We start from the raw sequence: 19,602 nt of genomic DNA, 5'->3' as shown, positions 1-19,602 counted from the left end.
GCCCCGGCCTGTTTTCACCCCCCATGCGACAGGTGGCCGAAAGCTCGTAGGATATACCTGCAATGGCGCCAAAGAGGGGTATCAATAATGAACTCAGCCTTTCAAGCTTGGGACGGCTTGGACGGCGTCATCAAGGCGGCGCAGATGATCCCGCCGACGTCCGGCCATCCGGCTCTCCCCGCTCTCTTCGCCGAAGCAAAGATCAAAATCATTGCATTCCGTGCAGACCGGCGTGGTACACATCACCAGGCCGTCATCTTCGCATAGCATGCGATAGAAGAAGCGCTTCCAGCGCATGTTCTTCGTATTGCGAGCCGCCAGCGGCCCGAAATGGCGCATGAGGACACGGGACAATTCATCCCGCTTCCGCAGCCCGAGATCTTCCCACAAGTGATTAGGCTCCATGGCGCGCCGGGCGATCATCGTCGCGAGCCAGCCGCCAACCTCGCCATGAGTGGAACGTTGCGCAAGCAGGAGGTCGCGTACCATAACTGTCTCGTCAGGCGCCGGTAAGGCGGACTGATCGCGCCAGGTACAGCTCCTGACCGGGGTGGATGGGAAGTATTGCACCAACAGCGCATTGAGCTCCTGGTTGGTTAAGCCAGCCCGTTCGGGAAGTTGGCCGCCATCCATGGCTGATGTGGCCAGAATGCAAGCGAGCACATGGTGATCGAAGTCATCATTGTCGCTGATATCGACTTCTGCCGGATGGCGCCCGGTCAGAAGCTGGTAGAGCTCACTCGCGTCGCGCTGCTCGGCGGCGTGAGCTACCGATACGCGAGATGAGATCGTGTCGGCCATTTTTCCTTGTGTGCCGATCATAACTTTCGCACAGCTTCTGAGTGGACGATGTCGGCCTTCCCGGATCGAGAAGGCCGACAACATGAACTATGCCGAAATAGCGGCAAGCTCGGCAGCGGTCTTGCCGACCTGGCTCTCGTCGACGGGCTTGATGATGCCGTGTTCCATGAGCATATCTTCGAGCTCGTCCATGCTGATTGGGGTGGGGATAGCGCCTTGTCCGGCATTATTGTGGATCTTGGTCGCGAGATTGCGATAGTGATCCGCCTGCTTGGAGTCCGGCGCGTATTCCAGCACCGTCATTCGGCGCAGCTCCGCGTGCTGCACGACATTGTCGCGCGGCACGAAATAGATCAGCCGGCTGCCGAGCTTCTTGGCAAGAGCGTCGGCAAGCTCCAGCTCCTTGTCGGTCTGCCGCTCGTTGCAGATGAGGCCGCCGAGACGCACGCCGCCGGAATTCGCATACTTCAGAATACCCTTGGAGATGTTGTTGGCGGCATACATCGCCATCATCTCGCCGGACATCACGATGTAGATTTCCTGTGCCTTATTCTCACGGATAGGCATCGCGAAGCCGCCGCAGACGACGTCGCCGAGCACGTCGTAAGAGACGTAGTCGATGTCCTCATAAGCGCCATTCTCTTCCAGAAAGTTGATGGACGTGATCACGCCCCGTCCGGCGCAGCCGACCCCCGGCTCCGGACCACCGGACTCGACGCATCGAATGTCCCTGTAGCCGAGCTTGATGACGTCCTCGATTTCGAGGTCCTCGACGCTGCCGGCATTCGCCGCCAGGCTCAGAATGGTGTCTTGCGCTTTGGCGTGCAGGATGAGGCGAGTCGAGTCCGCTTTGGGATCGCAGCCGACGATCAGAATCCTTTGGCCCAGCTCAGCCAGGGCCGCCAGCGTATTTTGCGACGTCGTCGATTTGCCGATGCCACCCTTGCCATAAAACGCGATTTGTCTCAGCGAAGACATGTTGCTCTCCATCAACCGATTGCCAATTTTTCGCGCCGAATGCGCGAGCCTGTTTCTCTCGTAGAAACCATGGACACACGAGTTTCGGGAAGGAGGCCATCGCTCGCCATCAGCGTCGGCGTGCCCTCAGCCCTCGCTCGTTGTTGCTCCATCCAGGTAGCAACTGGCGTGCCATTTCCTTCGCACCCGCGTTAAGCCTTTGATCACCCTCAACTAACCGCTTGGCCTCGGACGCCGGCGGGCTGTGGCGGACCGGACAGCCGCAAGGGCTCTGACCGAAACCCGACAAAGACTCGGCGCTCGGATTCCACTACGAGCGCCGGCCAAGGAACACAAACGGGAAATCCCGCGCCTTACGCCCGAGACGATTGAGGAGACGACATGTTGCAGATCGGGCTCGAGGACATCGCCACCATCAAAGGCGAATGTTCCACGACGGGCATGGCGGGCACTTGCCGCCAGATCGGGTGGCATATTGCTTGCTCAGTCGCGGAATGCTGTTCCGTGTGACCCGATGTTGTGAGGACAATATGCTTGGAATTGGAAGTAAGTTGCCGCCGTTCGACATCATAGGCGTGAAGCCCGGCTTTCACCTGCAGGAGGAGGACGGGCAAAGCGCTTTCGAGACGCTGACTGAGAGAAGTTTCCCCGGCAAATGGAAAGTCATCTTCTTTTACCCGAAGGATTTCACATTCGTCTGCCCGACCGAAATCGCCGAGTTTGCCCGCCTGTCGAAGGATTTCGCCGATCGCGACGCAATCGTGCTTGGTGGGTCGACCGATAACGAGTTTTGCAAGCTCGCCTGGCGGCGTGACCACAAGGACCTGCACCGTCTATCCATCTGGCAGTTTGCCGACACCAAGGGCGCACTGGTCGATGGCCTTGGAGTGCGCTCGCGTGATGGCATCGCACATCGCTATACCTTCATCATCGATCCTGAGAACACGGTCCAGCATGTCTATGCGACCAACCTCAATGTCGGCCGCAGCCCGACTGACACGTTGCGGGTTCTGGATGCGATACAGACTGATGAGCTCTGCCCTTGCAACCGCGAGATCGGCGGCGACACACTTAAAACTGCCTGAGGCAACATGTCGATCGTGCAGTTGAAGGAGGAGCTCCCGCATTCTAATGACGTCAGACTCGGTACCGTCTAACGTGGAGGCTATTTCCTGGAACCCCTACCCGTTTGCCTTTCGAGTTCGCCGTGCCCGACCTGCTTTTTGATAGGGAGCTGACAGGCGCTCTCGGCGACGAGCTGGTGCAGTTGGGACTTCGGGTGGAGGTCCTGACACCCGACGAGTTAAGCCGCGCCACAACAGTTCGGCGAGGCAATGCACGTCTCTCTGTTCCGGATACCTTCGCCTTTGCGATCGCTGAGTCCCGCCAATGGACCTTGCTTACCGGCGACGGGATATTGCGCGAGCTCGCCCTCGCCGAACAGATCGAGATCCACGGCGTCCTATGGTTAATCGACCAGTTCGCCGATGGAAATCATGTCACTTTTAGCCGATTGCACGAGGGCTTGAACACTCTACTGGCCCATCCGAGATGCCGCCTGCCTGTGCAGGAAGTGCGTCGCCGATTGGCTCACTACACGGAGCAAATTCGCCAGGGCTAGCACTACAGTTGCATTTTTTGCTTGAGGTGCGCTCGCTTTGCTTCGGCTTGGTGAGCGCGTCGCCAGAGCGACCATGCGATGATGCGAGCGGGTTGGATGCGCCGTTGCGCGAGCTTGAGGGTGATCCGACGGATTTCCTGGATCGACCAGCGGATCAGGAGCGGCGTTTGATCTATCGGCGCGGCAACTTTTTTTGGGCCCCCCAACGGTGGCGTTAGCTCGGTGACGGATCGCGGCCATCATGGCGAAGGCCAGCATGACCAGCGAGACATGACGGCCACCCGTGCCAGGATCGGGTCTCATTGTGATCGAGACCAAATTCGTTTTTGGCGGTTTCGAAGCCATCTTCGATGGACCAGCGGCTGCCTTCTACTGCAACCAGCTTCTTCGCCGACGTGCCTTTCGGACACCAAGTGGAGAAGAAGGCGAGTTCGCTGTGCCCGATGTTGCGGCGAATCAGCAGGCCTCGCGTCCAGGTTCCGGTCAACGTGCTGTTGTAGTCTCCAGCCTCGAGGTCGGCCAATTCGAGATAGGCCCAATCATACAGCCGCGGCCCTTTGGTGCCGTCGCCCGCTGACAGTCGTCGCCAGGCCTTGCCAGGAAGGCTCTGCGCCACATTGCCAGCGGTGTCGACCAAGACCTGCGCCTTGCCCCAAGAGCGGATCTGATGGTTAGACGCAATGCCCAGGACGTAGCCCTTGCCGGCGTTTCGCAGCATGGCTTCGATGTCGCCCGTTCCATACACGCTATCCACTGCAACGAAGGAGAACGGCACCTTGGCTCCGATCGCCTGCGCGATCATCTTCCGTGCAAGCTGCGGCTTCGTCGCGAAGCACATGTCCTTGGGAACGCGCCGCCTTCATCCGAGCGGGAGCGTCCGTCCACTCCTTCAGCAAGTAAAGCCGGCGATCGATGAAGGCGTGGCCGTGACGCGACGCATAGCAGGCAAACACGCCAATCTGACAATTGGTGATCTTGCCTGCCGAGCCGGTGTACTGCCGCGCAACCCGGCACGATGCTTTGCCTTGCTTCAGAAACCCGGTCTCGTCGATCACCAGAACCGCGTCAGCGTCTGCCAGAGTTTCCAGCGCATAGTCCCGCACCAGTTCACAAAGGGCATCAGCATCCCAGCTCCCGCGGCCCAGAATCGCCTGCTGACGCCACGGCCCAGCATCCCCTGCTGCTTCCGCCCGCATCCAACCAGTCTTGCGCGGCTCATTGCCTAGCAACCCGTCGAGAAAATGCCCTGCCGACGCCGCCACCCGATCCTGACTAAACAGCGGGCGCATCCGCTGCTTCACATCCCGTAATGACGATGGCCACAGTTCAAGCGTCGTCTCAATCGATGCTACAGCCATCCATGATCTCCCGAATCATGGTTGCCTATCGATTCAGAAGCCACTCAAAGATGCAACTGTAGTGCTAGGTTACATTCCCCACCAAAAATCTATCCCGCGCGACGCCGCAGCGGGATGCAGCGCTACAAACGGATATAGATCAGTAGGACTACCGGGGGCCACCGCCAATCTTCAGGCTCACCGACTGAGAGGCGACTTACGTCGAGTTGCCCGTCATGCTCGGCGCCCGCCATCTCCTCATGGATAACCAAGGCAACGGCGTCAAAGGCGCCGCCCGGCACCTTTTTGGTGAGGACGACGTTGTTATCTACGCCCGCGCCAACATTCCGGTCGGATCGATCGGACGCGGCTCGTCGACCGGCAACAATGTGTGGTTGACGTAAAATGCTCCACGGCGCGGTGAATCAGGCGACGCCTCGAAACAAAACCAACCGCCCTAGGCCGGGGCTTGGGTCTTCCAGCGCATTAAGTGCCTCTCCAACGCTTCGAGGATGGCGTTGAACGTCAACCCGATTAAGGTGATGGCCAAGATACCAAAATACATCTGCGGGATCAGAAAACTGTACTGGCTGTTGATGATGAGGTAGCCAAGACCGGCCTTCGCACTGACCATCTCTGAAGCGACGAGCACCAGAATGGCGGATGCGCTCGCGAGCCGAATACCGACGAAGATAGGCGGAATCGCCGCAGGAAGGATCACCTTGCGGAACAGTTGCGGCGGCGGCGCGCCCATCGTCCGCGCCGCTTGATCAGGAGCGGATCGACCGGCTTCACCGCGGCGATGGTGTTGAGCAGCAGCGGCCAGGCGCAGCTATAGATCACCATGGTAATCTTCGACAGCTCGCCGACGCCAAGTAGCAGGATGAACACCGGTAGCAGCGCCAACGGTGCAGTGTTGCGGCAGATCTCGATGAACTGATTCAGCGCTTGCTGAGCCGGGCATACCAGCTGACGCTAGATTAGATAATCGAGACCTTGCCGAAGGTACTAAGAGCGGAGGAAGCGTGGAGCGCTCCTTCGAACTCGCGGCTTAGGCCGCAAATCCGTCAGCGACCTCAAGCGAGATCCAAAGCCGGCGGCGAAGGATGGCTTTCTTGGGGCGCATCCCCTTCATCGTTGCTTGATATTGCGTGCTCACTCCCAAGCGTTAAGGAGTCAGACAAGCCGGTTCAGGCCGATCCAAGAATTCAGTGCCACGTGTTCAGTGTTGTGGTGATACGCCACAAGCTTTTGTCGGGTAAGTCGAGATCGATGCCCGAGGAAAGTCGAACGTCCGGCGCGTTGGCGCTGGCGCTGGCCGATGGTTATTGAGCTTATCGGTGACGGAACGATGTGATGGTTAGGTAACAATGGTTGCTGCATTTCTGCTCTCTTGCACGAGCTTAGCGCTCCGTGCTTCTGCGTGAATGCGGCGAGCGGAGGTCAAGCGCGGTCTCGTCCGCCGATTCACGATGGCGGGCCGCCAACTGAGGCGGTCCTACTCTTGCAGCACTTCATGTTTGGATTTCCTCGACTGGCCAGCTCATCACATCCCTTCGCAGCTTTCTGCAGGTGGCGTGCAACAATTGTGGTGCGGATCACCAGGGGCCAGAGGCTCACCGATGACGTGGATCGCTCATCCAGCTCGGCTTACCACTGATATACTTCGGTGCGTCGATAATGGATGCCGGGTTGTGGTGGGCATCTGTCGGAAAGGCATAATCCGCATCACTGCCCTCAGTGATATAGCCGGTGGCATAGAGCGTCTCCAAATAAGCATTGTCGGACAGCAGCACGTCGGCATAGGGCTCAAGCGCGCCGAAAGTGGCGCGGAACTCCATATCGGGACGGCCGGGCAGGGTGATAGGCACACCCTGAGCACTATAGTAAAATTTTTGCCCGTTAACGGAGAACGCTTCCGAGATATAGGACGTCGTGACAGGCGTACTGGCGAACTTCTTGCCCGCGGCCTGGAATGTCGCGGCCACCTGATTCATCTTGTCGAAGTTGTCGGTTCCCTTGAAACGGGAGATTTCCACCATGGTGAGATGGCCCAGCTTGTCGAAGGAGGTCAGCCAATCGCTGGCCTGGGTCGCCTGGTCTTTATCGATGTGAGACGACTGGACGTCTTCCGCCTTGATGAGAAGCGGAATCAGATTGAGCTTGTTATCAGGCTGGACAGTCACATTGGCCTGGTTCAGCGCATCAAGTACATTGGTGGTCTTGCTGTCCCAGCTCGCAATAACCCGGTCGGTACTGGCACATAGGTTGAATAGATCTTGATGCCGAGGTGCCTGCCCACGTCAGCATTCTTAGGCGCTGACAGCGCCTTGATTGTTGCGATCGTCGATACCTCGTCCTTGGGGTCGATGATAACGTTGAACTCCTCGCCGTTTCTATTCTTCTCACGAACATAATTGATGATCTTCTGCAAGTCTTCCATCTGTTGCGGATTGCCGTTGCGGTCAAGCGCCGGAAGTTCATTATTGATGGGATTCCATATCGAGGTTCATGTTCTTGATTTCCTCGGTAGAGACATCCGAAATCGGGCAATTGTTCGGATCGTTGGTAACCCGCCCGAGTGTAGTGTCATGCATCATCCAGGCATGACCGTCCCTATCCGCGCGAAGATCGAGTTCGACACCGTGGAAACCGTGCTTAAGCGCGTTGTCGGCGGCTGAAATGGTGTTTTCGAGAATGCCCTTGGAATTATCGAATAGACCGCGATGCGGCAGTATTTGCTTCCGATGCGGATCAATGCCGCGGGTCGTGGCTTCGGGGCCCGTCAGGAAAAGATCCTTCCCGTAACCGGAGGTGTCGATTTCGGACTCTGCGTCGCCAAGAGCGGGCCTATCCAGACCGAAGCTGGATTTCCAAGCGGCCTTGTTGCCGGCCGCCAGCCACTCGGTTATCGTCGTGTTGACGGTGCCATCGACGGGATCGTCCGGATCATTGGAGCCAAATTTTTGGGTTGTCTCGCCACATGCGGGAACCGGTAGAGAGATGGCGTTAGCGCCCAGCTGCACCCGGCCGATTTGGGTTTGCATGCCAGCCTTCGCCCCGTCTCCCGCGATCGCATCGGTGACACTGCCAGCTACAGTTGAGGCGACAGCCATGGTCCCAATCAACCCTAGCCGGGTCAGCTGCTTGCGCCAGCGGCGCGCACTGAAAGAGAACACGTTGCGGACGGTGCCGCCACGCAGATCTGTCACGTTGGCGGCGGTGCCCGAAGAGTTGAGCAGAACTGTCCGTTGCCTCAACATGAGCGCTCTCCGTCGGTCTCAAATGTTACTTGTGGTTGCTGTTGCGGTGTGGAGTCTACCGGCTTTCTTGAAGAGGAAGACGGATCACTGTCCGCGTTGGCGCTTCTTCAAGAGAGAAACAAGCTTGTAGATCTGAAGCATGTTCGGATCAGCCGCGCAAGAGCTGTCGCGCCCGTCTATGGCGCATCCAATTTTGGGAGGGAACGCCTGTGCTTCGCTGAAAAATGCGGTGGAGCGTGACAGTAAGGCGGCCGATTGCATGGCGGTGGTCCTTCGAGAACGAGTTTGTTGCGTGTAAATGAGAGGTCATTGCCCTCAGTCAGGAGGGTGAAGATAGCGCGCTTCCGCGCGGGCAAGTTCGTCATACCTCAACAGTTCGAAGACCTCGTCGAGCGTCGCAACATTGGGCTCGATACCGGCAACGCCTTCTTCAGCAATGATGCGACGGCAGATCTGCCGCATTGCCGCTATCGCAGCTCGCACTGAGTGGTTGGCCCAGATCACTGTTGAGATGCGGGCATTACGATACGCAGAGACCGGTGTTCGATAGTATGTCGTTGGCACGATCACGACGGGCAATCGGCTTTGCCAGGTGCGCGTGAAGGAAAGAACCTCGTCCGCGGTGCTCTTTCGCGAGTGAATGAGGATCGCATCCGCACCCGCGTCTGCGTAAGCGTGAGCGCGTAAAATTGCTTCGTCCATTCCATGCCCCGCGATCAACGCCTCGATCCGGGCCACGAGGACCAAGTCTTCCGCGACTGTATCCTTAACTGCCCGCAGGCGGCCGGAAAATTCGTGGATATCGGCGAGGGGATGACGATCGCCAATGAGCGAGTTCATCTTCGGAAAGCAGCTGTCCTCCAGCGCAACGCCCGCAGCGCCTCGCTGACGGAGCTTGCGGGCGAGGAGGCGTGCATTGTTGAAATTCCCGAAGCCACCATCCCCGTCAACCAGAACAGGCAGTTTGGTTGAGTCCACGATCCGCTCGACCGCATCGACAAGTTGGCTCCATGACGCTTCGTTGACATCACGATAGCCGAGAGAGCAAGCAATTGAAAGACCCGACGCCCAGAGACCTTTGAACCCTGCGCGCTCGGCGATCGCAGCGGAGAGGCCGTCATGCGCTTCCATGAGGAAGGAGAGTCGAAGATTAGAGCACACCTGTGCACGCAGCATTTCTGCGAGCGAGGATGCGGTGCATCGATCAGGACCGTTGGCGTGTACGGATTGTGGTTGACGTTTCATCCCGAACACCCCAGGAGCGACGGTTGGGCAACCCGACTGAGCAGCCAAACCTTCATTCGGCAATCACTCGGCTTTTCTGACATCTAGATCAATTAGCAGGCTTGATAGTTGACAGGGGTTCCTCGCCCGTCCGGTCGAGGGCGATGGCCCTCTCTGTGGATCGACGCCACCTACGTGAAGATGCGCCCGCAGGGGCCGCATTGTCTCGGTCGTGGGGATCTTCGCGATCTGCATACAGTGATGGCCGGCGCGAAGTTCCCGGCATGGATGTCGGCCCATCCGCGGATGGCTTCCTGCGCAGGCTCGCCAGGCGGAGTCTGCGCCGCCTCAAGCTAGTGAGTCTCGGACGCCCACGAGGGCATCAAGGCCGCCGCCAAGGTGCAGAACGCCACGTGACAGCGCTGCCGAGTGGAGGTTGTTGAAAAGAGTTCGCGCGGACTGATTCCGTTTTCCTTGTGAGTCGCGGTCGGAGGGGCGCCACATGCTGGGAAGGAACAGAATCAACTAGAGTTGTTCGTCACGGGCTCGCCTTGCCAGCTGATCCCGACGATCACCTGATGGTTCGGCTCGATCGCGTACTCTATTCTTCTTGGTTGCACCACGAAGTCTCACTGTTATTTGTTCGGCGATGGCCGGGCGATTATCCGGGAGCCGCTGTAGGGTTGATCCTCGCTGCGCTGTCACTGGGCATCGTCAACGATCGGAGGCTCAAGTCAATGTCGCCATCCGATGGTTCGTCGGCTAAGGACCGCATGACGCTCTCCCCGACCACTCCAGCTTGATACGCATCCGCGAGCGGTGGGGTGCAGTGCGCCACCGCATGATCTTAAAGCGGGGCGGGCGGGGCCCGTCTCAAGGCGAAGATCGCGACCGCCGATGTCGTTCACATCGATGCATCGCTTATCCGCACCACTCTGAGCTCAATAAGCATCGTCGGTAGCGCGGCCGGCACCTCTCAGGATCGGACGGCGGCATGTTTCAACTGCCTTGTGCATCGACATGCTTGCAAATGATAGAAGCCATCGCCAAGGGCAAGTCTAGACCTGCTCGACTCCGAGCACCGTAGAGCCGCAACTCTCGTCTCAATTCTAACGACTTACGTTTGCGCTCGGGTCAACTACCAACGTTAGTATCTGATCTACTGATGGGAGCAAACTATTTGTCGGATGAGCATCGGGCTACGCAAAACATCAGCTGCAAGGAGTTCAGCATGCAGACTCACTCACAATCTGTCCTGGCCGACGGCCGCCATCGATGCGTTGGCTCCTCGGTTCCAAAATACTGTGTGCTCAGGTCTGCTCCAACCGCGCCCCTCATTGTAAGTGCATGAAGGGCATCTTGGCGCGATGAAGAGGTCGCCGGTCTCAATGAACTGTAAAGCCCCATTTGGCTACGACGCGGTTGTCGATCGGAAGAGTGATATCGGCCGAGGCGGATCGCGTACCGGCGGCGAAGCGGTTGCGATCACCGAAACAAATTCGACCATCGATGCAGGAGGAGCGCACATGTTGGCGCAACGGATGTCTTTGCTGTCAGGTTCGGGCACTGCCGCCGCCCGTGAGGCGGCTAAGATGGCTGCCGCGACCGGCCGTCAGATCATCGATCTGGCCGATGGCGAAGTCATCATCGAGCCACCATCATCCGTGCGCGAAGGAGCGATTGCCGCCATCAATGCCGGGGCGAACCGGTATACCGATTCCATCGGCCTGACGCCGCTTCGCGGCGCCGTTGCCGCAAAGCTGTCTGCGGAAACAGGCATCGACTGGAATACGGATAACATCGCTATCACTGCGGGTGCAAAGCAGGGCCTGCTCGACGCTGCCTTGGCGGTGTTCAATCCTGGAGATGAGGTCATCATCATTCGCCCCTGCTGGCCGACATTCCCGTCCCAGGTTCTTCTCGCTGGCGCAAAGCCCGTGTTCGTCGACGTTCGCCCCCCGACATATACTCCTGATATTGTCGCAATTCGCGCCGCTGTCAGCCCGCGCACGAAAGCCGTTATCATTAACTCGCCGAACAATCCGACCGGCGCAGTCTATGATCGAGCGACTCTACAAGCTATCGGCGATCTCGCGATCAACTATCAGCTCTGGATCGTTTCCGACGAAAGCTACTCCAGCTTCGTATTCACCGGTTCGCGCCATGAGTCGATCGTCATGGCGCATCCCGGCGCCCGTTCAAGGACAATCCTGGTCAACGCCTTCTCAAAAGAGCTGGCGATCACCGGTTGGCGCCTGGGTTACTTCGCAGCTCCGCCGGAGATCGTTTCCGCGGCCAAGAAGCTGCAGAGCCATACGACCTCGAATGCCAATGTAATCGCACAGCACGCCATCCTGCATCACCTTCAAGTCGGCGACGGCAGTTTTGAACGAAAGATGCATGAGCGTCTGTCCGACGCTCGCAAAAATGGTCTTCGCATCCTCTCTGGTCTGCAGGACGTAAGCTTGCCGGGCGCCGACGGCTCGTTCTTCTTCTATCTCGATCTCAGTAGGCTTGTCTCAGCTTTGCCGGCCGGCGGCCACCTTCGATCCACCGACGACATTGCACGATTGCTCCTGGAGGAAGCCGATGTGGGATCCGTTGCCGGCGGTACCTTTGGCGACGTGAATGGCCTGCGTCTCTGCTTCGGCGCTCCGCCAGACCTGCTGGAGACGGGACTGAAACGCCTCGTCGAGACCCTGAACAGCCTGAAGACCAGACAGGCAGCGACTTAAAACTTTCAGGAAGGACGTTTCAAAATGCTCAATGGTACACGGGCGGTGATCCTTGCCGCAGGAATGGGCTCCAGGCTGCGCCCCTACACGGAATTCGTTCCGAAACCTTTGGTGGAGGTGAACGGAACCCCGATGCTGCACAACGCGCTGCATCAGTTGTCTGAGCTCGGGGCTCGCGAAGCAACCATCGTCGTGGGTTATCGCGAAGAAGCCATCGAACAGTCCTGCGGCCATCGGTTCGAGGAGGTCGACATCGAGTATGTCCACAATCCCATCTTCGATCGGACCGGCAGCGCCTATTCCTTATGGCTAGCGCGAAATACAATGCTTGCCGGCGACACCGTCTTTCTCGAAGGCGATGTGTTCTTTGAGCGCGAAGTCCTCGAAAGAACAATTCGAACGGTCTCATCTACCCAGCAGAGCGTAGCGGCTGTTGCGGCGTTCAACGCAGCAATGAGTGGTTCCGCCGTCAAGCTGGTTGACGATGGTTCTATCGTCGCGTTCGTCATGAACCAGACGCCCGTCGAGGCCCAGGCCAGGGGTCTCTTCAAGACCATCAACTTGACGCGCTTTTCCGCAGACGCTTCGCGCGAACAGCTGGTGCCAGCATTGCACCAGGCTGTGGAAAGCGGGCATCGTACGGCCTATGTTGAGCAGGTCCTCGCACGGCTTGTCGAGGAGCGAGAGCTGCAGCTTTTTGCGGCGGATTGCAGCGATACCCGCTGGTTCGAGATCGATAGCGAGGAGGATCTGGGCCTAGCGGAGAAGATTTTCGCGCCGTCGACGGGAGCAACGCTATGATCGGGTATCTCCGTGACTACGCAAATGCCGTCACCGCCCTCGCCTATCTGTTTGCCGTCATTGGGCTGTTCCTGGCCTTAAACGGCAAGATCGAGCTCGGCGTTGCGGCAATGCTCTGGACCTGGTTTTTGGATCATTGGGACGGGCATGTTGCCCGCAAGACGAGCCATCTTCGCGGTCGAGGTGCGGCGGAATTCGGAAAAAGCTTTGATGGCTTTGCCGACTTAATCCACGGCGTCGTGTTCCCGGCTGTTGTCATCATCCTTGTTGGTCATGGCACGGCACTTTCGTTCGTCGCCAGTTTGGGTCTCATTTTGTGTGGTGCGATCAGGCTCAGTTATTTCGAAAATGTCGGATTAACAACGGACGCGCGATTTGTCGGCATTCCAGTTTCCTATGACACGCCACTTATCGCGATACTGATCCTCGTACGGCCGTTGGTTCCTGGCACAACATTTCCCGACATAGTCGCCATCGCGTTCATCGTATTGGCAATCCTTCACGTGAACACGGCGATCAAGGTGCCACCAATTCGAGGGAAAGCGATACCAGTCGCGACAGGCTTTGCTGTCGTCGCCTCAGTCGCCTTGGCCCTGCTCATCGAGCCCGCCCTATCGCGCCAAGGATAGCAACTAAGCCGACAATAACAATTCTCTTGGAGGAATGATCATGAATGCAATAGCGCTCTCAAACCACAGCTCAAAAAACACCCGGGATAGAGCGATTTCCCCTGACGGTGTGATCCGGCTCGCATTGAATCATCCGCCTCCAGTTCCTGATGTGTTCAATCCGATAGTTTCTGAGGCCCTGAACCGCGTTTTGGCCAAGAGTCCACCGGTCGAACTGATGGCGACCCATCGCTGGATGGGCAGCGAAGAGGACAGACAGCAGGGTGCGGCTTTCGTGGCGCGACGCCTCGGTGAAATCCCAAGTCCAGATCGAATAATTGTTACGCACAGCATTCAAGCCGCAGTGCACATGCTTCTTCCAAGTATCGCTGGCAACGGGCGGTCGCTTGCTATCGAAGAGTTGAGCTATCCACCGGTTCGCTCATTCGCAGCCCGCTATGGAATCCGGGTCGTAAACGTTGCAATTGACGGCGATGGACTTAATCCGAACGCATTCGAGCAGGTTTGTCGGCGAGAGAAACCTGCCGCTCTGTATCTGCTGTCGACATTTCAGAATCCGACCACGGTAACAATGTCCGTCGGTAGGCGGCAAGAAATCGCTGCGGTCGCACGCCGGCACCAAGTTCAACTAATCGAAGATGATGTCTACAGCCTGCTGGCAGCGTCACCGCCCCCGCCCATTTCAGCCTTTGTGCCGGAGCTTTCCTGGTATTTGCTCGGGACGGCAAAGAGCTTTTCAGCGGGCTTAAAGCTGGCATTCGTCGTTGCTCCAAATGGGGCTGGAGCTGCGCGGGCTTTCTGGCCCGGCGTTCGCGCGACATACTGGATGGCATCCCCGGTGAGCGCAGCTCTTATGACTGAGCTGATTTCGACTGGCGAGGACCTGCAAATCCTTGCCGCCGTAAAAGTCGAACTCGCGGCACGTCATCAGCTAGTCGTAAACGGACTCAGGGGAAAACCGCTCGCCAGTGACCCGGGGTGCCTTCACGTTTGGATGCCGCTGAAAGGCCTATCAAGCAATCGAATCGCGGCAGCAATTTTTAAGCACGGTGTTCAGGTTGCAGCCAGCGCCTCTTATGCCCGTGACGGCTTCATACCGCCAGACGCAATAAGAATTGGCATCGGGAACCCTGAAACTCGCTCAGTCCTCGAACAAGCGATCTCGAGAATTCGCCGCGCCCTCTCCTAGTGGCGCAATGAACAATCATGACCAAGGAGGGAACAAGATGATGTTAGAATCGATAGCCGCCGCTCCTCGGGACAGAGTGGGGAATTTGGAGGTAGAGGTTCGGCTCATCTCTCTGGAAGATGGCAAGGAATTGAGGCAACGTGTACTCCGGCCGGGAGAAAAGAACTGGCGCTTTCCGTTTTCGCCAACATCAGACTTCTTTCATATGGGGGCTTTCTACGGCAACCGGCTCGTTTCGGTCGTCTCGTTCTTGGTAGAAGCATCAGATAACACCTTCATGCGACGCGGTGAAATCTGGCGGCTTCGCGGAATGGCCACCAAGCCCGAAATGCAGAACCACGGTGTTGGTGGGCAGTTGCTCGAACAAGGGGTCGCGGAAGTCAACAGGCGGAAAGGTCCCCTCGTGTGGTGTTACGGCAGAACGTCTGCCGCGCGGTTCTATGAGGGTCATGGGTTCCAACGTGATGGAGAGATCTTCGACATTCCTGGGGCGGGCTTACATGCTCTTTACGTCAGGCAACTCGAACGGATCGACCCTGGCGATGAAGTTTGCTTTAACTCGCGCAGCCCATGAATTCAGCATGGCGGCCGTTCGCCCTTACCGTTCACTGATGCACGCAAACATCTACAAGGAGGATCGGGACATGACACAAGCGTCGACTGGGACCAGTGAAGCATTTCCAAATTGGACAATCTACACGGGTGCGGCGGGTCAATATCAGGCTATGAGACCTGACTATCCGAATGCTGCCGCGGATTGGATTCTGCAAGCACTCCCGCCGTCACGGGAACCTAGACTCGCCGTTGACGTCGGCTGCGGCACCGGCATATTTGCCCGGCGCATCGCTGGCGTCCTGCGGCAAACCGATAGAATATTGGGGATCGAGCCGAATGATGATATGCGGCATCAGGCGATCAGCGCTTCGGCTTTGCATCCAAATATCGAACTTGTAGCCGGTTCTTCCGAAGCTCTGCCAGTTGGCAATAACGCGGCGGTTCTGGTGACCGCCGCATCAGCGGCCCATTGGTTCGACCTGCCAAAGTTTTATAACGAAGTCGTAAGGGTACTATCCTCCGACGGTGTCATTGCAATAGTGCAAAACAAACGGCGCTGGTGGGACAGCTTGTTCCTCGAGACTTATGAAGAATTTCACGAGAAGTTTGTGCCAGGCTACCGAAGGGGCACGTTTCCTGATCGGTTTGGTGGCTTTGCAGAGGAGACATTTGCATCAGATCTCGGGGCGAACAGCAATTTTGAGGGCGTTCGCAAGGCGTCATGGGAGTGGAACAGGACTCTCTCCAAAGCGGAATTTGAGTCTTTGAGCCTCTCGACCAGCCACACAAGGAGAGCCCTTGCGAACAGCGGCGAAGGCGTGGTGATGAGGGCATTGCGTGATATTCTCGACCTCTTTGCCAGCGCTGACGGATGGCTCGATGTTCCATATGTTACCGAGATCACGTTGGCGAAGCGCTCGCCCTAATCGATCTCGGAACGCGCGCTCCAATCCATGTTTCGGGGCTGCGCGTCGCGGCGCTGGTAGAGACCGGATCCATTGATGCCTAGGCTACTAAGGGTCCTTTGTCTGGATGCCTTGCGCGGAACTTAAACACGAGGTCCGGAGAATCACTAGTGAACCAGAAAAGTCGAATCAGCACAGATATTGATTTTGAGATTGATGGCATAGCACACGGGTATCTGCACGTGCCTCACTCGACGACGGATTCTGCCTACGGCTGGATCCCAGTGCCGATCACTGTAGTCAAAAATGGCGGTGGTCCAAGCGTTCTTCTCATGGCAGGCAATCACGGCGATGAATATGAGGGGCAAGTTTTGCTCATGAATCTTCTGCGCAACGTCTCTCCTCGACAGGTTCGCGGGCGGCTCATCATTCTACCAGGCGTTAATGCGCCCGCGGTCATGGTTGGTCAGAGGGTCTCGCCAATTGATGGAGGCAACCTCAACCGTCTGTTTCCTGGAAATGCAGACGGCACGCCGACCCAGATGATTGCTCATTACATAGATAGTGTCCTACTACCGATGGTCCGTTACTGCTTTGATTTCCATTCGGGGGGCTATTCTTTGGAGTACATCCCCGCTGCCCACCTTGTCGTACCGGCGGAGCCAGCACTCCGGAGAGAAGCTATCGGCTTCCTCCAAGCGTTCGCAATGCCGAACAGCATTGTAATTGAGGGCCTTAAAGGAGACGACCAGCTTTTGCTTGGATCGTGTCGGAAGCATAGTGTGGGCCACATGTCGACGGAGTTAGGTGGCGGAGGGGCGTTTTCGGTTGAGGCCTATAGAGCCGCCGAACGCGGTCTTCCCCGCTTGTTGCGCCACGTCGGCGTTCTGGTAGATGACGATAGCGGCGAGCCGGCGCCACCAACGCAATTCTATCTTAGGCAACCTGCACACGACTTACTCTATGCCACGGAAGCCGGCATCTTCGAGGCATTTGCTAGGCTTGGTGATGTGGTGAAGGAAGGAGACATAGCAGGGCGGATTCATTTTCCCGAGGTCCCCTGGCGTGTTCCTGAAACGATCAGCTTCGAAAAGGGAGGCAGGATTCTCGCACGGCGAGCTCCGGCCAAAACGAAGATAGGTGATTGTGTGTTCGCGCTTGGCAGCTTACGTGACGGTCGCCCTTGGGCAAAGGATGAGACCGAACAGGCTTAATTCGTGCGACCTATTGGCGGATGCCGTATCAAACTTCTTTGGTGCCGGGTTCCTCCCAGCACCCGAGATTGAATGTCGCGATCGCATTAGAGACCGCCTTGCCTTTCCAACCATGTGAGGGCCCAAGTCTTCGAACATCTCACTGAGATATTCTCTGGGATGGCTCTGCCAGCATCTCCGCTCGGTCCCTTCATCATCCACACTCAATGAGATTCATTAGAACCAAGGCGTTCAGCGGATGGGGAGTGAACTTGATCGTAAGCCGCTTAGCCGCGACCCTATTGATGCTGGCTTGGCGTTTTGCGGATTCGCGACGGCATGAGGTCTTCGATCCTGCTATCGAGATGGCCGTCGATGATCGCCTCGAGTGTTTCGGCGATGTAGGCGGCCGGGTTGACGTCGTTGAGCTTGCAGGTTTATGCCGCCCGCCGAACTAAGCCGAGTCGGTCATTTTCCTCAGAATTCTCGCTGACCGGCGTTTGGTCGGTTCGGCATACTTCGTTTTGTGCCTCCGCTTTCAACAGCGGAGAACAGGAAGATGGAAGTTGAAGAGTACTTAGGCAGAAGCCGCTGGACCGGCGTCTCTGAAGCGGGCCGCACGGACGGTTCGTCGAGCGCTACGCCGCTCGTCTCGTCGAAGAGAGGCTCGTTCGGCGCGGCACGTGGCATTGCCTCAACGTGGGTTGGGGAGCTCCTGGGTTGGATCGCGGGCCGTCGCTACAAGCTGGTCGATTTCGATGAGCAGCTCGTTGAGCGGTACCGCCGACATCGAGGCGGGAGGCAGTCTATCCAACCGGTGACCGAGCTGCGCTCAAGCGATGGCTGTCGGTGCTGCGCGAGGAAAGCGTGATCACGCGGTTGGCGCTACCGCCTCTCACCCCGCGCTAACGTTTCTTTAGGGAGTTCGATACCTAACTGCGATCGGAGCGCGGCTTGACCCCGAGGTCCATCATCCGCCATCTCCCTGTCGTCCGCAGGTTCTTGCACGAAGAATGCTCCGGCGGCGCCGGTGCCCTGTGCAAGATCAACCAAGAGGACGTCACTACGTTGAGCGTGACGCCCAGGATCGGAGTCCGGGAACAGGCGAGGCAATGTGCTGGTCGTTGCGTGCCTTTCTCCGTTGCCTCCACCATCGGGGTCTGCACTCGCGCCCGTTGGCGGATTTCGTTCCATCCATGCGCCGATGGAAGCTCGCAACTCTACCGACCTATCTGCCTGCCGATCAGGTACGGAAGGCTCTCGACGGATGCAACCGAGAGACGGTGACGGGGCGACGCGACTACGCCATTCTGTTGTTGCTGGCCAAGCTCGGCCTGCGGGCCGACGAGGTCGCGACGCTCACGCTCGATGATGTCGACTGGCGCGCCAGCGAGATACTCGTTCGCGCCAAGGGCCGCCGGCGTGCACGGATGCTGGTACCGCCAGACGTTGGCGCGGTCATCGTAGCATATCTGCGCAATGGCCGCCCAAAGTCCTGCCGACGGTTGTTCGTCCGTCCGCACACGCGCGCCAGACGTCGGCTTTGCTCCCGGATGCGATCACCACGATCGCCAAGGCCGCTCTCGATCTCGTTGGAATCGAAGGTTGCGCACACCGCGGCGCCCATATCTTCCGATACAGTCTCGCTACCGAGCTACTCCAATCTGGCGCGACCTTGTCGGAGATCGGACAGTTGCTACGGCACGAGAGCCACGACACCACCCGGATTTACGCGAAGGTCGACATCGATGCGCTGAGAACATTGAGCCTGCCCTGGCCGGGAGGCGTGCATTGACCAATCTGCGCTCTGCACTCGACAAGTTCCTGAGCATGCGCAAGGGACTAGGATACAAATACGAGCATCAGACCCGTCTGCTTGCCGACTTCGTCACCTTCATGGAGAAGCGCAAAGCCAGGATCATCACCGCGAGCCTGGCAATGGAATGGGCAACGCTGCCGCCAGATCGTCATGCATCCTGGGCGCTCCGATTGCGATTGGACGTGCGGGGGTTCGCGCGCCATGTCGCTAACTTCGATCCGAGAACGGAGGTGCCCCCCGTCGGCATGCTGCCAGGATGGAAGCGTGCCAACCCTATGTGTTTAGCGACGCGGAGATAGATGCGTTGCTGACGGCGGCGCTGGCTCTGCCGCCAGAGGATAGGCTGCACCGATGGACCTACCATACCCTGTTCGGGCTGATCGCGGTGAGGGGCATGCGTATATCCTAGGCGATGAGGCTAGAGCGTGATGACGTCGACCTCGACGCGTGCTGACGGTCCGGTGACCAAGTTCAGCAAGTCGCGGCTCGTGCCATTGCATCGCATTGAAGAATCTTGATGGATGTGATTCATTGTTGAGCACCTGAATCGCG

At 58.0% G+C, this 19,602-nt stretch carries 20 protein-coding genes and 4 pseudogenes; 14 read left to right on the top strand and 10 right to left on the bottom strand.

Features of this window, described 5'->3' with window-relative positions; genetic code table 11:
• Positions 1-93 precede the first annotated feature (93 nt).
• The gene (locus tag FXB41_RS15520; protein ID WP_219682374.1) at positions 94-822 is read right to left on the bottom strand and encodes a nitrogen fixation protein NifQ; all 729 of its coding nucleotides are present in this window, start codon (positions 820-822) and stop codon (positions 94-96) included.
• A 66-nt stretch (positions 823-888) separates the two neighbouring features.
• Positions 889-1,779, bottom strand: coding sequence for a nitrogenase iron protein (nifH, locus tag FXB41_RS15515; protein WP_007600043.1), 891 nt, complete (start codon positions 1,777-1,779; stop codon positions 889-891).
• Between the two features lie 530 nt (positions 1,780-2,309).
• Between nifH and FXB41_RS15510 the strand changes: the two genes are divergently transcribed.
• Both FXB41_RS15510 and FXB41_RS15505 read left to right on the top strand, forming a co-directional pair.
• Complete coding sequence (locus FXB41_RS15510) at positions 2,310-2,864, top strand: peroxiredoxin (protein WP_219682354.1); 555 nt, start codon at positions 2,310-2,312, stop codon at positions 2,862-2,864.
• 122 nt (positions 2,865-2,986) lie between these two features.
• Positions 2,987-3,400 (top strand): PIN domain-containing protein, encoded by a 414-nt coding sequence (locus FXB41_RS15505; protein ID WP_246648891.1) that lies wholly within the window; start codon positions 2,987-2,989, stop codon positions 3,398-3,400.
• 210 nt (positions 3,401-3,610) lie between these two features.
• Here the strand turns inward: FXB41_RS15505 and FXB41_RS15500 are convergent.
• Positions 3,611-4,758 (bottom strand): annotated as a pseudogene (locus FXB41_RS15500) (IS701 family transposase); the annotation flags it as partial.
• 215 nt (positions 4,759-4,973) lie between these two features.
• Between FXB41_RS15500 and FXB41_RS15495 the strand changes: the two are divergent.
• The gene (locus tag FXB41_RS15495) at positions 4,974-5,141 is read left to right on the top strand and encodes a hypothetical protein (RefSeq protein ID WP_219682353.1); all 168 of its coding nucleotides are present in this window, start codon (positions 4,974-4,976) and stop codon (positions 5,139-5,141) included.
• Positions 5,142-5,194: 53 nt separating this feature from the next.
• Here the strand turns inward: FXB41_RS15495 and FXB41_RS40815 are convergent, their stop codons facing one another.
• The 6 genes from FXB41_RS40815 to aepX all read right to left on the bottom strand — a co-directional run bounded on the left by FXB41_RS40815 (position 5,195) and on the right by aepX (position 9,176).
• Positions 5,195-5,491, bottom strand: a complete 297-nt coding sequence (locus FXB41_RS40815; protein ID WP_246648890.1) for an ABC transporter permease — start codon at positions 5,489-5,491, stop codon at positions 5,195-5,197.
• Entirely contained in the window at positions 5,455-5,628 is a 174-nt protein-coding gene (locus FXB41_RS40810) for a hypothetical protein (protein ID WP_246648889.1), read from the bottom strand. Before FXB41_RS40810 ends, FXB41_RS40815 begins: the two co-directional genes overlap by 37 nt.
• 725 nt (positions 5,629-6,353) lie before the next feature.
• Positions 6,354-6,923, bottom strand: coding sequence for a hypothetical protein (locus FXB41_RS15485; RefSeq protein WP_219682352.1), 570 nt, complete (start codon positions 6,921-6,923; stop codon positions 6,354-6,356).
• Positions 6,924-6,934: 11 nt separating this feature from the next.
• Positions 6,935-7,171, bottom strand: a complete 237-nt coding sequence (locus tag FXB41_RS15480; RefSeq protein WP_219682351.1) for a hypothetical protein — start codon at positions 7,169-7,171, stop codon at positions 6,935-6,937.
• 49 nt (positions 7,172-7,220) lie between these two features.
• Positions 7,221-8,000 (bottom strand): glycerophosphodiester phosphodiesterase family protein, encoded by a 780-nt coding sequence (locus tag FXB41_RS15475; RefSeq protein WP_219682350.1) that lies wholly within the window; start codon positions 7,998-8,000, stop codon positions 7,221-7,223.
• Between the two features lie 315 nt (positions 8,001-8,315).
• Positions 8,316-9,176 carry a phosphoenolpyruvate mutase gene (gene aepX, locus FXB41_RS15470; protein ID WP_219682373.1) on the bottom strand — a complete coding sequence of 287 codons (861 nt, stop codon included), beginning with the start codon at positions 9,174-9,176 and terminating at the stop codon, positions 8,316-8,318.
• Positions 9,177-9,363: 187 nt separating this feature from the next.
• On the opposite strand from aepX, the pseudogene FXB41_RS40805 reads away from it, so the two are divergent.
• The 8 genes and pseudogenes from FXB41_RS40805 to FXB41_RS15435 form a co-directional block, all read left to right on the top strand.
• Positions 9,364-9,638 (top strand): annotated as a pseudogene (locus tag FXB41_RS40805) (transposase); the annotation flags it as partial.
• 1,112 nt (positions 9,639-10,750) lie between these two features.
• Positions 10,751-11,959, top strand: a complete 1,209-nt coding sequence (locus FXB41_RS15465; protein ID WP_219682372.1) for a pyridoxal phosphate-dependent aminotransferase — start codon at positions 10,751-10,753, stop codon at positions 11,957-11,959.
• Positions 11,960-11,983: 24 nt separating this feature from the next.
• Positions 11,984-12,760: a phosphocholine cytidylyltransferase family protein gene (locus FXB41_RS15460; protein ID WP_219682349.1), complete on the top strand. Its 777-nt coding sequence runs from the start codon at positions 11,984-11,986 to the stop codon at positions 12,758-12,760.
• Positions 12,757-13,389, top strand: coding sequence for a CDP-alcohol phosphatidyltransferase family protein (locus tag FXB41_RS15455; RefSeq protein ID WP_219682348.1), 633 nt, complete (start codon positions 12,757-12,759; stop codon positions 13,387-13,389). The genes FXB41_RS15460 and FXB41_RS15455 overlap by 4 nt, the downstream gene beginning before the upstream one ends.
• Before the next feature lie 40 nt (positions 13,390-13,429).
• Positions 13,430-14,578, top strand: coding sequence for an aminotransferase-like domain-containing protein (locus FXB41_RS15450; protein WP_219682347.1), 1,149 nt, complete (start codon positions 13,430-13,432; stop codon positions 14,576-14,578).
• Positions 14,579-14,615: 37 nt separating this feature from the next.
• Positions 14,616-15,152: a GNAT family N-acetyltransferase gene (locus tag FXB41_RS15445; RefSeq protein WP_219682346.1), complete on the top strand. Its 537-nt coding sequence runs from the start codon at positions 14,616-14,618 to the stop codon at positions 15,150-15,152.
• Positions 15,079-16,059, top strand: coding sequence for a class I SAM-dependent methyltransferase (locus FXB41_RS15440; RefSeq protein WP_219682345.1), 981 nt, complete (start codon positions 15,079-15,081; stop codon positions 16,057-16,059). Before FXB41_RS15445 ends, FXB41_RS15440 begins: the two co-directional genes overlap by 74 nt.
• 149 nt (positions 16,060-16,208) lie before the next feature.
• Positions 16,209-17,252: a succinylglutamate desuccinylase/aspartoacylase family protein gene (locus tag FXB41_RS15435; RefSeq protein ID WP_219682344.1), complete on the top strand. Its 1,044-nt coding sequence runs from the start codon at positions 16,209-16,211 to the stop codon at positions 17,250-17,252.
• A gap of 278 nt (positions 17,253-17,530) precedes the next feature.
• Here FXB41_RS15435 and FXB41_RS15430 read toward each other — a convergent pair.
• Positions 17,531-17,656: pseudogene (locus tag FXB41_RS15430) on the bottom strand (transposase domain-containing protein); the annotation flags it as partial.
• A 588-nt stretch (positions 17,657-18,244) separates the two neighbouring features.
• Here FXB41_RS15430 and FXB41_RS41740 point away from each other — a divergent pair.
• The 3 genes and pseudogenes from FXB41_RS41740 to FXB41_RS15420 form a co-directional block, all read left to right on the top strand.
• Positions 18,245-18,655: pseudogene (locus FXB41_RS41740) on the top strand (tyrosine-type recombinase/integrase); the annotation flags it as partial.
• A 119-nt stretch (positions 18,656-18,774) separates the two neighbouring features.
• The gene (locus tag FXB41_RS41505) at positions 18,775-19,026 is read left to right on the top strand and encodes a tyrosine-type recombinase/integrase (RefSeq protein WP_283843434.1); all 252 of its coding nucleotides are present in this window, start codon (positions 18,775-18,777) and stop codon (positions 19,024-19,026) included.
• Complete coding sequence (locus FXB41_RS15420; RefSeq protein ID WP_219682343.1) at positions 19,023-19,349, top strand: hypothetical protein; 327 nt, start codon at positions 19,023-19,025, stop codon at positions 19,347-19,349. Before FXB41_RS41505 ends, FXB41_RS15420 begins: the two co-directional genes overlap by 4 nt.
• Positions 19,350-19,602: the final 253 nt, after the last annotated feature.

Origin of the sequence: Bradyrhizobium canariense, assembly GCF_019402665.1 — a bacterium.
In the GTDB taxonomy this organism is placed as follows: Bacteria; Pseudomonadota; Alphaproteobacteria; order Rhizobiales; family Xanthobacteraceae; genus Bradyrhizobium; species Bradyrhizobium canariense.
The sequence above is the reverse complement of the archived record's forward strand: the minus strand, read 5'-3'. Positions and strand labels throughout refer to the sequence as shown.

Bases quoted from the DNA above. Each gene is read 5' to 3' on its own strand.
- FXB41_RS15520 (WP_219682374.1), bottom strand. From the start codon at position 822: ATGATCGGCACACAAGGAAAAATGGCCGACACGATCTCATCTCGCGTA.
- nifH (WP_007600043.1), bottom strand. From the start codon at position 1,779: ATGTCTTCGCTGAGACAAATCGCGTTTTATGGCAAGGGTGGCATCGGC.
- FXB41_RS15510 (WP_219682354.1), top strand. From the start codon at position 2,310: ATGCTTGGAATTGGAAGTAAGTTGCCGCCGTTCGACATCATAGGCGTG.
- FXB41_RS15495 (WP_219682353.1), top strand. From the start codon at position 4,974: ATGCTCGGCGCCCGCCATCTCCTCATGGATAACCAAGGCAACGGCGTC.
- FXB41_RS40815 (WP_246648890.1), bottom strand. From the start codon at position 5,491: ATGGGCGCGCCGCCGCCGCAACTGTTCCGCAAGGTGATCCTTCCTGCG.
- FXB41_RS15475 (WP_219682350.1), bottom strand. From the start codon at position 8,000: ATGTTGAGGCAACGGACAGTTCTGCTCAACTCTTCGGGCACCGCCGCC.
- aepX (WP_219682373.1), bottom strand. From the start codon at position 9,176: ATGCTGCGTGCACAGGTGTGCTCTAATCTTCGACTCTCCTTCCTCATG.
- FXB41_RS15465 (WP_219682372.1), top strand. From the start codon at position 10,751: ATGTTGGCGCAACGGATGTCTTTGCTGTCAGGTTCGGGCACTGCCGCC.
- FXB41_RS15460 (WP_219682349.1), top strand. From the start codon at position 11,984: ATGCTCAATGGTACACGGGCGGTGATCCTTGCCGCAGGAATGGGCTCC.
- FXB41_RS15455 (WP_219682348.1), top strand. From the start codon at position 12,757: ATGATCGGGTATCTCCGTGACTACGCAAATGCCGTCACCGCCCTCGCC.
- FXB41_RS15450 (WP_219682347.1), top strand. From the start codon at position 13,430: ATGAATGCAATAGCGCTCTCAAACCACAGCTCAAAAAACACCCGGGAT.
- FXB41_RS15445 (WP_219682346.1), top strand. From the start codon at position 14,616: ATGATGTTAGAATCGATAGCCGCCGCTCCTCGGGACAGAGTGGGGAAT.
- FXB41_RS15440 (WP_219682345.1), top strand. From the start codon at position 15,079: ATGCTCTTTACGTCAGGCAACTCGAACGGATCGACCCTGGCGATGAAG.